This is a genomic window from Veillonella montpellierensis, assembly GCF_947090115.1.
Lineage (GTDB): Bacteria > Bacillota > Negativicutes > Veillonellales > Veillonellaceae > Veillonella > Veillonella montpellierensis.
In genome coordinates this window covers 26,148-39,110 of sequence record NZ_CAMUMS010000008.1, presented here as the reverse complement: position 1 = coordinate 39,110, position 12,963 = coordinate 26,148, and the positions used below count along the sequence as shown (strand labels likewise).

Sequence of the window (12,963 nt, the reverse complement as noted above, 5' to 3'; positions counted from 1 at the left end):
CTAAAGGTAGCCTGCTATGTTGCTATCCTACAACCAAATCAGCAAAGGCTAGTCGTGGCCATTTTCTTATTGATTGTAATTAAACTACATTCGCTGAAACTTTTAAGACAGAATCTTGTTAAGTTGTTGTTCATAATTCGAATGCTGTTAATAATTGTGATAATCACAATAATCAATAAGCTAATGACTAAACCTAACATAATTCCCTCCAAAAATTTCAATACCTTCTAAATATGTTTCTATCATAGCACGATATTTTTTATTAAGCAACATAAATCAACATGGATATGTAAAAAAATATATCCATTAGTAATGTCACATATAATAATTTGTAATGCCATATAGCGTATTCGTATGGCATTCATACATCATGTATATCATAGGCTACTAGCAGTTTCAAGTCCGCTTATCTACGTAATCTTCATACATCACGTCTATCACAGGTTACACTACAAGGAGCTAGAAGAACCGTACTTTCAGTGCTTCATAAGCCTACCTATACGCCATCCAGTTCTACTTATTTTGTGCCATCCATAGGCACCTAGAAAGCTCCGCCTATGTTCCGTTACCCTCTATCGACAATAAGGACTGCCATCCTATCAAGAACTTTGTAAAAATTCACGTATTGCTGGATTCTTTTGTAATTCCTCTAGTGTTTCATCGGCTACTACAGTCACTTTATCTCGATCAAGGTTCACTAAACATAAAAATCCTAAATAGTCACCTTGATTGGCGCGGAATTGATGCACTGTCCCACTAGGAATTTCAATCATATCGCCCACCGCTACATCTACGATATCATGACCTAACAAGCATTGCCCCTTACCTCTAAATATCATGACCATATGTGTATGTTCATGATACTCTAAGGTGCTATACCCATGAGGCTTGACTTCAAAATAGCGAAATTGACAAGGAATATCAAAGGCTCCATCAAACAAGACTTGCCGTGTTACATCTTTAAAAGGACTGCCATCTTGCTTGTACACCAATAGATCTGTATCACGCCAAGTATAGGTTTGACTGTCAAACTTTTTAATCATCGTCACTGTAATTCCTTTCCTCACAACCCGATAGGTATGAAAGATACATCTACTTCTTAACGTGCCTATATACCTAGCAAACCCTCTCTATATAAAGAGTACCCTTTGTGATAGCCATTACGTTCATAAAAGGCTACACAAAAGGCACTAAGAACTTATCTTATTTAAATAATTTTTTAATCGTTCCCAAAAATCCTGTATGATGGTGTACATGATTTGCTACACCAGCTACTTCAAAACCAGTTGCCAAAATAGCATTGCTAATGGTTTCTACATTATTTTTTGTGGAATCATAGGTAATGGTTACTGTTTTTTCTGGTAAATCAACATGAGATGATACAACACCAGCTAATCCAATCGTAGCACCTTCTACTGTTTCTTGACAGTTGCCACACATCATACCAGGCACAGTAAATACTTTTGTTACCATAGTACCGTTTTCACCACAACCACATTCTTTACACATAGGATGACCTCCTTACTGACTATATATCTATCAGTCACACATTGTATCCATCATAATTATCTATAAGTGAATTTATGTTCACCCATTAGCACATCTATAGTATACAACGATAGCACCACTTAGTCATTATATTTATCAAATTTTCCGCTCCCATAGAGTACCGATTCATTCGCTACACCCAGAGCTATCCAACGTTATACCGCCAGCACTTGTGGCATCCTAAAGAAGAACATGCTGGCCTACAGTGTCAAGCCATCGTAGCACATGCGCTACACATAGGCTAGTACACACTACACATCTTTATGTTTATTATCGTTCACAGACCCTGCTGTCACATCAATTGTTTCTTTCGCAGCATGAACGGCCTCTTGTACATCCTCTTTCGCTTCACGAATCGCTTTCTTTTCTGAACTCATAGCGCCTTTAAATTCACGAATACTCTTACCAATAGCGCGCCCCACTTCTGGTAATTTGCCTGGTCCAAAAATAATCAAGGCAATGACTAAAATAACAATTAATTCTGGAGTTCCAATACCAAACATAATCTATCTCCTTTATCATAGTATTTGACTATTACGCATCTATCGTCCTAGGACTACGTACCGATTGCTGTTACCGATGAATCCTATCATCGGTCTTTAACCTGATAAGCCTCTTGGTCTACAAACCAATCAATAGGTGCCTGTGAAAGAACCGCACCAGGCAACACATGCCCAATGCGTTCTCGCCATGGTGAGTCTTCATAATCAAACCGCTGCTGCAACACTTTTGCTAAGGCAGCTCGCTTCGCATCACCTACGACGGTATACCACACATGCCGCGCTTGTGAAAGAAATGAAAATGTCATCGTCACACGATCCCAAACGTTTCCATCTTCCACCGCTACCACATAGCGCCCATCTTCCTGTAGTGCTAACGACCGAGGAAACAATCCGGCCGTATGTCCATCTTGACCAAGTCCTAAAATCGCCAAGTCTACGCCCCTTTTATCGCGAGCGCGCAAAATCGTTTTTACTTCTTTATCATATTCATCCGCTGCATTTCGTACCGTTCCCTTATCTGTATGAATCGGGAAAAAGTGCGATGCCCCACACATATTAGAAAACAGCCTTTTTTTAGCTCGATAGAAATGATTATCTGGATCAGACTGTGAAATAAATCGTTCGTCTGTCCACAAGAAAAACGTACGTTCCCAATCGATTCGATCAATATAGACTGGCGTGTTTAATAATTCAAATAAGCGATTAGGAATCGTACCGCCCGTAATCGCCACTATGCATGAACCAGTTTCACAGATACTACGCGCCACAAAATCAACAAACGCATCGGCTACAGCCGTTGCCACTTCATCTGGCGTTATGAAACTATGCATCACATCCTGTGCCACAATGATAAGCCTCCTTCATCTTACGATAGGATTGTCATTAGACTACCTATCATTCGATTATACACTGATTAAACATAGTTGTGCAAGAAGGAGGCTATGAGATTTATATATTCCTGGTATTTAAAAAAATAATGACCTACTATCCATCTAATCGTTCTATAACGGCTTGCGCCATGGCGTGGCATTTTACTGGTCTATCATCGCCACGAGCAATATCCCTTGTGCGATAGCCGTCAGTTAATACACGGCTTACGGCATGTTCAATAGAATCGGCTACGTTAGGGCAATCAAGAGCGTACCGACACATCATGGCTGCTGCCAAAATTGTACCGAGTGGATTGGCTATATCTTTACCCATTATATCGGGTGCCGATCCATGAATAGGCTCAAACAAAGGCGTTCCTGTCCCAATCGATGCTGATGGCAATAATCCGATAGAGCCAGACACTACAGCCCCTTCATCGCTCAAAATGTCGCCGAACAAATTGGTTGTTACCATCACATCAAACTGACCTGGATTCACCACAATTTGTTGCGCCGCATTATCTACATACAAATAGTCAAAGGTCACATCCTTCGCTTGTGCTGCTTTTTCTTGGGCAATCCGTCGCCATAAGCGTGACGATGCTAACACATTTGCTTTATCCACAGAAGCCACTTTGCTATGGCGTTTGCGGGCCATATCGATAGCCACATCCATAATTCTTTCAATTTCCATGCGACTATAGGTTTCCTTATCCCACGCTACTTCTCCAGCGCCTGTGCCCGATGCTTCTGATCGTTCACCAAAGTAGATACCCCCTGTCAGTTCCCGAACAATCATAAAATCTACATCTTCTACTAATTCTTGTTTTAAAGGCGACTGCTCACGAAGTGCTGGGAAAATCTTAACGGGCCGTAAATTACAAAACAATCCAAGCGCCTTACGCAAACCTAATATGGCTTTTTCTGGGCGTATAGCTGGATCTACATGATCCCATTTAGGGCCACCTACGGCGCCTAGTAATACAGCATCCGCCTTTTGACAAGCAGTAATGGTATCCTCTGTCAAAGGTACTCCATAGGCATCAATAGAGGTTCCTCCTGCCTCTTTTACAATCCATTCTACCCCTATATCCGCCTTACCAAAGGCTACATCACATACACATCGAGTTACATCGATAATTTCCTTGCCAATGCCATCACCGGGAATCAGCACAATCTGTCGTGTTTTTTTAGTCATACTCTATCCTCTACCTTCCATGGGTATCTCAAAATGCATCTTTCTGTTTATGGCAGAATTTTTCTTGTTCTGTTTCAGAGCTCTTCTTTTTGGTCTATCTCAAAACTCTCTTTTCTATCTATTACAGAACTTTTCTTGTGCCTATTGCAAAATTCTTCTTTTTTCTATTACAAGCCTCTTCTCTGTCTATCCCAAAACGCTTCTTTCTGTCTATCATGTACATCTACATCTCTTATCTATCTCAAAAGCTTCTATCTCATCTATCGGACAAACTTCTTTTAGAGTTATCATAAAAAGCTTCGTATCCTATCGATTAGGAATCGTCGTTTTCTATCAATCATGAATCTTCTAAGACTGACGTTGTTTCGCAAAATTAACGAGTCCCCCTGCTTTAGCAATCTCTTGAATAAACGGTGGCAGCGCTGTCCCCTTATAGGTTTCTCCCGTTGTCAAATTATAGACAATCCCTTTCGTCATATCGATACCGATGGCGTGATCCGCCTGAATACGCTCCACCTGATCGCCGATTTCAATGACCGGCAATCCAATATTAATGGCATTGCGAAAGAAAATCCGTGCAAAGCTATGCGCCACAATAACGGGCACCCCTTTTTCTTTGATGACGCCTGGTGCATGTTCTCGTGATGAGCCACAACCAAAATTCTTACCAGCCACCATAATATCACCAGCTTTGACATGCTTCGCAAAGGTAGTATCAATGTCTTCCATGGCATGGTTTGCCAATTCTTTCCAATCTGCAATGGCCAAATAGCGTGCAGGGATAATCACATCCGTATCCACATTATCCCCATAGCGCCATATTTTTTCACTTCTAAAGTCCATCTATCGTTCCTCATACTTTCATCAACAACGCATTCATACTCGATTCACCCAGATAATCACTAGCATGCTAACCTACATAATATCATCGGGTCCAGCAAGTCGGCCTAACACGGCACTGGCCGCCGCCACATAGGGACTGGCCAAATAGATTTCGCTATCCACAGGCCCCATACGACCGATAAAATTACGATTCGTAGTAGATACGGTCTTTTCACCAGACGCCATAATCCCCATATAACCGCCTAAACAAGGTCCACAAGTAGGTGTACTAATCACACATCCTGCTGCTAAAAACACATCGAATAGGCCCGTATGCATGGCTTGTTCATAAATTTCTTGCGACCCAGGGATCACAATGCATCGCGTAAAGTCGGCTACTTTTCGTCCTTTTAAAATCGACGCCGCTTGCACCAAATCATCATAGCGTCCATTCGTACAGGATCCGATAATAACTTGATCAATCGAGATGTCATCTGCCACTTCCGTAATATAGTGCGTATTTTCTGGTAAATGAGGGAATGCCACCACCGGTTGTAATGATGCTAAATCGATGGTAATGACCTCCGCATATACCGCATCGCTATCGGCATTCGTAGGGATGATATCATATTGGTAGCGATCTTTTACATAGGCCTCAGTAATTGCATCATAAGGGAATACACCACATTTAGCACCCGCTTCAATAGCCATATTGCAAATGGTAAAGCGATCCGTCATCGACAAATGTACGAGTCCATCACCAGCAAATTCTAACGCTTTATACCTCGCTCCATCGACGCCAATACGACCAATTAACGCAAGAATAATATCTTTCCCCGTAATCCATTTCGCCGGTTTGCCTGTCAAGCGTACTTGTATCGTTTCCGGTACTTTGAACCACGTCTTACCTTCCGCCATGGCGACCCCCGCATCCGTCGACCCTACGCCGGTAGAAAAGGCATTCACCGCCCCATACGTACACGTATGCGAATCGGCGCCAATCATCATAAACCCAGGTCCTACCAATCCATTATCTGGTAAAATAACATGCTCAATGCCGACACGGCCGCTTTCAAAATAAGAGGTAATCTGTTCCTCTCTAGCAAAATCGCGCATAATCTTGGCTTGCTCTGCCGATTTAATATCCTTATTCGGCGTAAAATGATCGGGCACCAAGTAGATGCGATGGCGGTCAAACACCGGCTTATCAATCTTTTTAAATTCTTTTAAGGCCGGTGGAAACGTGATGTCATTCATCAGCACCGCATCGAGTTTACATTCGATAATCTGCCCTGGTCTCACCGATACAAGACCTGCATGGCGCGCCATATTTTTTTCTGTAATCGTCATTCCCATACTAGTGTGCCCCCTCTTCTAGCTCTTTCGTCAAGTATATAGAATTTACCGCATTAATATAGGCATTCACACTGGATGTAATAATATCCGTACTCACGCCACGACCGTGATATAATACGCCTTCATGTTCCACTTTTACAATCGCTTCCCCCAAGGCGTCCTTACCAGCCGTCAACGCTCTAATGTGGTAATCTTTCAAACTAACAGGAATCCCGATGGCTCGTTCCACTGCCTTAAGGGATGCGTCCACAGGGCCATCACCGACAGCGGCGTCCTCTGAAAGTCCCGTTGGCGTATGCAAGCGAATGTCTGCATAGGCATAGCCACTTTCATTTGAATGGTAGTGATGATGCACCACCGTAATCGCCTTGTGGTAATCCAACGTATCCATAACGAGGGCCATCACGTCTTCATCGTAAATATGTTTTTTCCGATCTGCCAATTCTTTAAACTTGGTAAATAGCATATTTATTTTTTCTTCGCTCAAGGTAAATCCCAATTGAGATACATGGTCTTCAAAGGCGTGTCGCCCCGAATGTTTCCCCAGCACGATATTCGTTTCTCCAGCTCCGACCGATTCAGGTGTCATAATTTCATAGGTTCCTGGATGACTCAACACACCATGTTGATGAATGCCTGATTCATGGGCAAAGGCATTCGCCCCTACAATGGCCTTATTCGGTGCCACGGCAACGCCCGTTAATTTAGCCACAATCTTACTCACCCGTGTCAATTGTTTTGTATCAATGGGAATCTTGAAATCTCCGTAACAATCCTTTCGTGTAATGAGCGCCATCGTTACCTCTTCCACGCTCACATTGCCAGCCCGTTCACCAAGGCCATTCACCGTACACTCCACTTGCCGTGCTCCTGCCTCAATAGCTGCCAGCGTATTCGCATTGGCGAGGCCTAAATCATCATGGCAATGCACTGAAATAATCGCTTTTTCAATGCCCTTAACATGATCTTTGATGTACGTAATGATGTTTCCAAACTCAATCGGCGTCATATAGCCTACCGTATCTGGCACATTGAGTACCGTAGCACCGCCTTCAATCGCCACTTCGAACACGAGGCATAGAAAATCGAGATCCGTCCGTGATGCATCTTCGGCGGAGAATTCAATTTCATCAAATTTGCCCGCCGCAAAGGCCAAACACTCTTTTACCCGATCCAAACAAGCCTCTTTTGTCATTTTCAACTTATACTCTAAATGGATGTCACTGGTGGCGATAAATGTGTGCAATCGGCTCCGCTTAGCCCCTTGTAAAGCACGGGCCACTTGTTGAATATCCTCCGTATTGCAACGAGCTAGTCCACAAACCGTCGCTCCCGTTACTTGTTCTGCAATCGTTTTAACCGCTTCAAAGTCACCCGGCGACGCAGCTGGAAAACCCGCTTCAATCACATCGATGCCCAACTTTGCCAAATTCTGTGCAATTTCAACTTTTTCCGGCGTTTGCAACGATACACCCGGTGTTTGCTCCCCATCACGAAGTGTGGTATCAAAAAAATAAATGCGTTCTCCGTTCATCTCTATTCCCTCCATCGCTATCATTTCTACATACTACCTGTTATGACTAGATTCGAAACCATCGCCTACTTGGATACCCAATCGCCTATGGCGAATCCACATGCCATAGGTCACAACTCATGTAGCTCCTATAAAAAAACCCCAGACGAATACATCGTATCGTCCAGGGGCGTCATAAGTATATATCACAAAGCATATCATTTACATTGCATCTACTACGAATACACCAAGCCTCTCACACGTAAGAAAGTCCACATAATGAATCACTGCACATGCATCCATACAATCTATATAGCTGTATCGTATACCTATACCACTACATCACTTTCTTGTGCTCCATAACAGATACTAAAAAACCCCTTACAACGAATATCGTTGCAAGGGGCGTCATATACTTATAACACGGTACCACCCTAGTTGGGTCTCATTAGCAATAACGGAACTACCGTTGCCAACTACTATTGATTTCATCAGCAAAACTCACGGGAGAGTGTCAATATATGGTTTCTATTGCCTCGCACCACACGGCAACTCTCTGAAAGTAAACCATTATACCTTTATACCCGATCAACGTCATATCATGTTGTATCACAACTATGTCGTCGTAACGACGATATAGTTAGTATAGCCGATAAAAAATGATATGTCAACACAAAACATTATGTAGTGTATAACATTTTGTTTTATTTTATATATAAATGTTCAATATGCCCCCTACGTCGTTCATCTTCTGGTGGTAACTGCATATAATCGCCATATATACTTCGTAAATAGGCATCATAAGAAGGAATCGTTTTAAATCTATGCCCTTCAAACTCCACGTCTATTAAGTTATCAAACTCTTCTTTATACAGCCGTTCCCTATGCCAATCAGTTCCTATAAGAACACCTGCATACGTAGAACTTTCAAAATCTCTTTGATTGCATACAGCTTGCCAACGCTTCAATCCCCATTTCGCTATTGGTCTACATATAGGTTTTACTAACCCTCGCATACGGGATGTACTAAATTTAGATGCAGCATATTCATGCAATATTTTATCATAGAAGTGATGTTGTTTAAATAACTGCTGTGTAGCCTCCATTGTATCTGGCCAAGCGTCTACAGGGAATATATCAATAAACGCTCCATACGATAGGGTATACTTACGTGGACATTCATAAAATAGTGTGTCTTTTCTGTACAACTTCAACATCCACACTGTATAAAATGATTCTATATCATAAGGATCCATCATCGCGAATTGATCCTCCCCAGACACCTGTTTTTGTCTCATAATTTCTACAAATCGATTGAAATCTGGTCGTGGCATCATAATATCGATATCATCATCCCAAGGGATAAAACCCTTATGACGAATGGCTCCAATTAATGTGCCATAGGATAAAGCGTATCGTAAATTAAACTCTCTACAAATCGTATCGGTATATACTAAAATAGGTAAGATTATTTTTTGTATTTCTTCTGTGGAATCTATTTTCCTCATCACTGTTCCTCGCATCTATTCCATTTATAAAAATCTTTATCAAATTGAATGGCATCCTCAATGGAGTCAAATTCTAAAATGCATCCTCTGTCATATAACTTACGTCGTAAACGTAACACATCTAAATGATTCATATAGACATATTCCCATACCCTATGCCTATACACACTGTCTTGACCAATCGTATGTAAAATGTTAACAAACTCTCGACTAAAATTTCGATCAAAATAGGCATAGCCCATCATAATTTCTGAATCAGAACCACCAATTTCTACATGATTAATATACCCTTCTTCATCCGTCGTAACACACCATTCATCGGTAGCACCTTGGCAAAATACAGTTGCATAATGCCCTGAATAATTATAAAGAGAGAAGATATTGTCCCGATAATAATTATCGACAGAACAAATATACGTGTTACCTAAATATGGTGCAACCAGTTCCAGAGAAGCAATATTATCTTGTGTGTCAAAATAAGGATTCTCGATTAATGTAACGTTATAGTCCGACGACAAATAACGAAACATCTCTTTTTTATAACCTACTACGATAATAATATCTTGAATACCTGCTTCATAAAGTTGTTTAATTTGCCGTTCTATGAGCACTTCATTCTTGATTTTACATAGTCCTTTAGGACATATATTACTAAGCGGCAAAAATCGACTCGACTTGCCCGCCGCCAAAATGACTGCATTATCAACTTTAAACGGTTCTAATTTTTCTATATCATTCAACGCACAATATTCATTGTACTCGTTCTCTGAAATCATATGCCGAAATAATGCCTCCTATAACAATGATACATCCCAAAACAATACTATATAACGATGGAACTATTCCTAACAGCATATAAGAAATAATGATAGAAAACGCACTATAACTACTATTAAGAACCATAGTACGACTAGCACCCACTCGTTTTAGTGACCGATAATAAAATAAATACGACAATGTGCCAAATACAGATGCTATGGGTATATATGAAATAAGTAATGTTCCTTCTAGCTGATAGGTAGTATGCAACAGGCCGATGCAAGAAAGCACAGCAAGACCGGTAACACACATAGACGTAGTTTGTCGCACGAACAGTACCATACTTTCATGAACAGGATATTTCCTTAACACCGTAGTACTAATCACCGCCTCGCTACCCCAGGCGAGAATACAAATGATAGCAAAAAACATTCCTTTACCCACACTCACTATATGACTGTCTGTACTAAATCCTAGCAACATAATGCCTACTAATGAAATTCCTAAGGCTAACAATTGATACGCTTGTCGACGCTCTTTCAAAAATATAATTGCTAATGCTGTACCTACTGCAGGATATAAGGATGTAACAATACCAACGAGACCAGGCCCCATATAGTATACCGCAGCAGTATAGGACACCAACCCTACTGGTCCACCTAACAACGCTGCTAGTATCATATACTTTGTTCCTAACGAATGTAAAATACCCTCTATATACTTTTTATGATATACCATATATAGACTCAATAATAAGACGCTGACAAAATCATGGATACATACACATACTAATGGCAAAAAGAATATGAAAGATACAGTGCTTAATCCCGCCGAAGTGACAACTGTGTCCATAGACCACAAAAAGCCAGATAAAAGACCATTAATCATAGTACCCTCTATTTCATCAAAAATTCACTACGAACAATATGATAGAATTGTTTCGCACAATTATACTGAGAAAGGGCATACCGATTTGTACGCACGGCGAGTCCTTCTTTTACCTCACACCAATTGCTCCATATCAAGCCTGCAATAGCTATATAGGAGTAAATTTTATACACCAGTTCTCTCGAAACATGACATCCATGATACAGAGATATAATCCTATCAACCTCATGCCTAGATAATCCAGAGTATACACAGAACATAGCAATATCTAAATCAGGATCTTGCATCCCTGCATATTCAAAATCTATGATATACACAGTACGATGCTTATCAATCAAAAAATTATCACACACCGCATCAATATGACATAGTGTATATTCTATAGGTAGAGATTCAATATATGATAATAAGCCTAGCACATGCCGTCTTGTTTCATCATAATCTGCATAGGCAGATACCTGTCCACGCAATGACTCATAATATACTAAACGTTCTCGCAAATCAAATGTATGCGATACGCTGATATGTAAATTATGAAACTCTTTTAATCGTTGCATACAAAGATTCAATTCATTATGGTTATGTATATCTAATGTATGTGCTTCCTCAATGAATGTCGTAATTTTCTCTCCCGTTTTGGTATTAAAATAAATAACCTCATCACTGACACCATGCATGCCTAACGCTTTATAAACACTATATTCATGATCTCGATTAATCAAATCCTTTGTTTCTTTACAAGGCGTTCGTAAAATATACTTCTTATTATCTACCGTAAAAGCAAAGGACTGATTCGTCATGCCTGCTTTTATATCATATATATTGTAAATCATCTCTGGCGAGATGCCCAGCATACAACTAATTCTACGCGCAACCTGTTCTGATGAAATCTTTATTGTACCCATACATATAATAACCTTTTACTACCTACACTCTGGTAACTTCTGCTATAATCCTATGCTTACCCATATACTAACTAGATCGTAACCATCTATTTACTATAACCATTTCCTATGATATCGATTCTATTGATTTATTTCCCTTGCCACCGTTTTGCCAAGGCCGATAGTTTTGCACCAAACCGATGTATTCGTGGATACGTTAAAAATAGTTTATACTTACCTCGTACAATACTATCTAGTACCATATCTTTGTGTTCTACAACCCAAGATTCTAATTCTCTCCGCACCCTTTCACTATCCGTCGTAGGGGCTATCGCATAAATCGTGGTTAAACACGATAAGGCAGCCTTCATACCATACGAAATAATTTCAGTTTCGCAAGGCAATCCCTGCTGTTTTACAAAAAACAATTGTTCTTGATAAGCTCGAAAGTAATCATATCGTTTTTGATAACTAAATGCGTTAAAGCAAGTTGATCCTACTCGCTTGCGATATATATAATAAGTTTGTTCATATATGCCAAAGCGCTGTGCTCGATTCATAAACCGATACAAGGTTGCTGAATCTTCAAATAACCGTCCTGCTGGGAATCGCTCATCACCAATCACATGACGGGCATACAATTTATTCCATACACACGTGCCATCATTTTTTAACACGTGAAGAATAATATCTCGCCCTTCTAATAGAGTAATCGTTCCCGAATTAGTTGAATCATTCTTAAAAGTGCCCCCTTTTAGTACTTTGCCATAGAAAGAAATAACATCTAATCCATACCTCTGCATTTGCTCTATCAACAACCTATATGTGTCTAGTTCTAAATAATCATCACTATCAACAAAGCTAATATACGCTCCTTGTGCGACTTCTATGCCTGCATTACGTGCAACACTCTGCCCTTGATTTGGTTGATGAATAACCTTAATTCTCCCATCACGCCTAGCATAGTCATCACAAATAGCCCCCGATGCATCCGTAGATCCATCATCAACTAGAATAATTTCTAACGTTTCATAGGTTTGATGAATGAGTGAATCAATACACTCACCAAGAAAGGCCTCTACGTTATACACTGGCACTATTACAGAAATTAGCAT

The 12,963-nt window shown here is 40.5% G+C and carries 13 protein-coding genes and 1 other annotated feature; all 13 genes read right to left on the bottom strand.

Annotation, left to right across the window (positions count from 1 at the left end):
* Positions 1 to 599: 599 nt before the first annotated feature.
* A complete protein-coding gene (locus P6940_RS05290) occupies positions 600 to 1,043 on the bottom strand; it encodes a cupin domain-containing protein (protein ID WP_277288419.1) in 444 nt (147 codons plus the stop codon).
* A gap of 160 nt (positions 1,044 to 1,203) precedes the next feature.
* A complete protein-coding gene (locus tag P6940_RS05285) occupies positions 1,204 to 1,509 on the bottom strand; it encodes a heavy-metal-associated domain-containing protein (protein ID WP_277288418.1) in 306 nt (101 codons plus the stop codon).
* A gap of 290 nt (positions 1,510 to 1,799) precedes the next feature.
* Entirely contained in the window at positions 1,800 to 2,051 is a 252-nt protein-coding gene (gene tatA / locus P6940_RS05280; RefSeq protein WP_277288417.1) for a twin-arginine translocase TatA/TatE family subunit, read from the bottom strand.
* Between the two features lie 86 nt (positions 2,052 to 2,137).
* The gene (gene pgl / locus P6940_RS05275; RefSeq protein ID WP_038152553.1) at positions 2,138 to 2,896 is read right to left on the bottom strand and encodes a 6-phosphogluconolactonase; all 759 of its coding nucleotides are present in this window, start codon (positions 2,894 to 2,896) and stop codon (positions 2,138 to 2,140) included.
* A gap of 139 nt (positions 2,897 to 3,035) precedes the next feature.
* Positions 3,036 to 4,118 carry a 3-isopropylmalate dehydrogenase gene (gene leuB, locus P6940_RS05270; RefSeq protein WP_277293425.1) on the bottom strand — a complete coding sequence of 361 codons (1,083 nt, stop codon included), beginning with the start codon at positions 4,116 to 4,118 and terminating at the stop codon, positions 3,036 to 3,038.
* A gap of 348 nt (positions 4,119 to 4,466) precedes the next feature.
* Positions 4,467 to 4,961: a 3-isopropylmalate dehydratase small subunit gene (locus P6940_RS05265; RefSeq protein WP_028258237.1), complete on the bottom strand. Its 495-nt coding sequence runs from the start codon at positions 4,959 to 4,961 to the stop codon at positions 4,467 to 4,469.
* A gap of 72 nt (positions 4,962 to 5,033) precedes the next feature.
* Positions 5,034 to 6,296 carry a 3-isopropylmalate dehydratase large subunit gene (gene leuC / locus P6940_RS05260; RefSeq protein WP_277293424.1) on the bottom strand — a complete coding sequence of 421 codons (1,263 nt, stop codon included), beginning with the start codon at positions 6,294 to 6,296 and terminating at the stop codon, positions 5,034 to 5,036.
* A gap of 1 nt (position 6,297) precedes the next feature.
* The gene (locus P6940_RS05255) at positions 6,298 to 7,830 is read right to left on the bottom strand and encodes a 2-isopropylmalate synthase (protein ID WP_277293423.1); all 1,533 of its coding nucleotides are present in this window, start codon (positions 7,828 to 7,830) and stop codon (positions 6,298 to 6,300) included.
* Between the two features lie 377 nt (positions 7,831 to 8,207).
* Positions 8,208 to 8,410: a binding site (T-box leader), on the bottom strand.
* Positions 8,411 to 8,513: 103 nt separating this feature from the next.
* Positions 8,514 to 9,317: a LicD family protein gene (locus P6940_RS05250; protein WP_277293422.1), complete on the bottom strand. Its 804-nt coding sequence runs from the start codon at positions 9,315 to 9,317 to the stop codon at positions 8,514 to 8,516.
* Positions 9,317 to 10,093, bottom strand: coding sequence for an NTP transferase domain-containing protein (locus P6940_RS05245; RefSeq protein ID WP_277293421.1), 777 nt, complete (start codon positions 10,091 to 10,093; stop codon positions 9,317 to 9,319). Before P6940_RS05245 ends, P6940_RS05250 begins: the two co-directional genes overlap by 1 nt.
* Positions 10,068 to 10,964 carry a DMT family transporter gene (locus P6940_RS05240; protein ID WP_277293420.1) on the bottom strand — a complete coding sequence of 299 codons (897 nt, stop codon included), beginning with the start codon at positions 10,962 to 10,964 and terminating at the stop codon, positions 10,068 to 10,070. The genes P6940_RS05245 and P6940_RS05240 overlap by 26 nt, the downstream gene beginning before the upstream one ends.
* A gap of 8 nt (positions 10,965 to 10,972) precedes the next feature.
* Positions 10,973 to 11,869, bottom strand: coding sequence for a choline kinase family protein (locus P6940_RS05235; RefSeq protein WP_277293419.1), 897 nt, complete (start codon positions 11,867 to 11,869; stop codon positions 10,973 to 10,975).
* Between the two features lie 128 nt (positions 11,870 to 11,997).
* A complete protein-coding gene (locus P6940_RS05230; RefSeq protein WP_277293418.1) occupies positions 11,998 to 12,963 on the bottom strand; it encodes a glycosyltransferase family 2 protein in 966 nt (321 codons plus the stop codon).

Excerpts from the sequence above, each read along its gene's own strand:
- P6940_RS05240 (WP_277293420.1), bottom strand. The coding sequence starts at position 10,964 with ATGATTAATGGTCTTTTATCTGGCTTTTTGTGGTCTATGGACACAGTT.
- P6940_RS05250 (WP_277293422.1), bottom strand. The coding sequence starts at position 9,317 with ATGAGGAAAATAGATTCCACAGAAGAAATACAAAAAATAATCTTACCT.
- P6940_RS05285 (WP_277288418.1), bottom strand. The coding sequence starts at position 1,509 with ATGTGTAAAGAATGTGGTTGTGGTGAAAACGGTACTATGGTAACAAAA.
- P6940_RS05265 (WP_028258237.1), bottom strand. The coding sequence starts at position 4,961 with ATGGACTTTAGAAGTGAAAAAATATGGCGCTATGGGGATAATGTGGAT.
- P6940_RS05255 (WP_277293423.1), bottom strand. The coding sequence starts at position 7,830 with ATGAACGGAGAACGCATTTATTTTTTTGATACCACACTTCGTGATGGG.
- tatA (WP_277288417.1), bottom strand. The coding sequence starts at position 2,051 with ATGTTTGGTATTGGAACTCCAGAATTAATTGTTATTTTAGTCATTGCC.
- leuB (WP_277293425.1), bottom strand. The coding sequence starts at position 4,118 with ATGACTAAAAAAACACGACAGATTGTGCTGATTCCCGGTGATGGCATT.
- P6940_RS05230 (WP_277293418.1), bottom strand. The coding sequence starts at position 12,963 with ATGCTAATTTCTGTAATAGTGCCAGTGTATAACGTAGAGGCCTTTCTT.
- leuC (WP_277293424.1), bottom strand. The coding sequence starts at position 6,296 with ATGGGAATGACGATTACAGAAAAAAATATGGCGCGCCATGCAGGTCTT.
- P6940_RS05290 (WP_277288419.1), bottom strand. The coding sequence starts at position 1,043 with ATGATTAAAAAGTTTGACAGTCAAACCTATACTTGGCGTGATACAGAT.
- P6940_RS05245 (WP_277293421.1), bottom strand. The coding sequence starts at position 10,093 with ATGATTTCAGAGAACGAGTACAATGAATATTGTGCGTTGAATGATATA.
- P6940_RS05235 (WP_277293419.1), bottom strand. The coding sequence starts at position 11,869 with ATGGGTACAATAAAGATTTCATCAGAACAGGTTGCGCGTAGAATTAGT.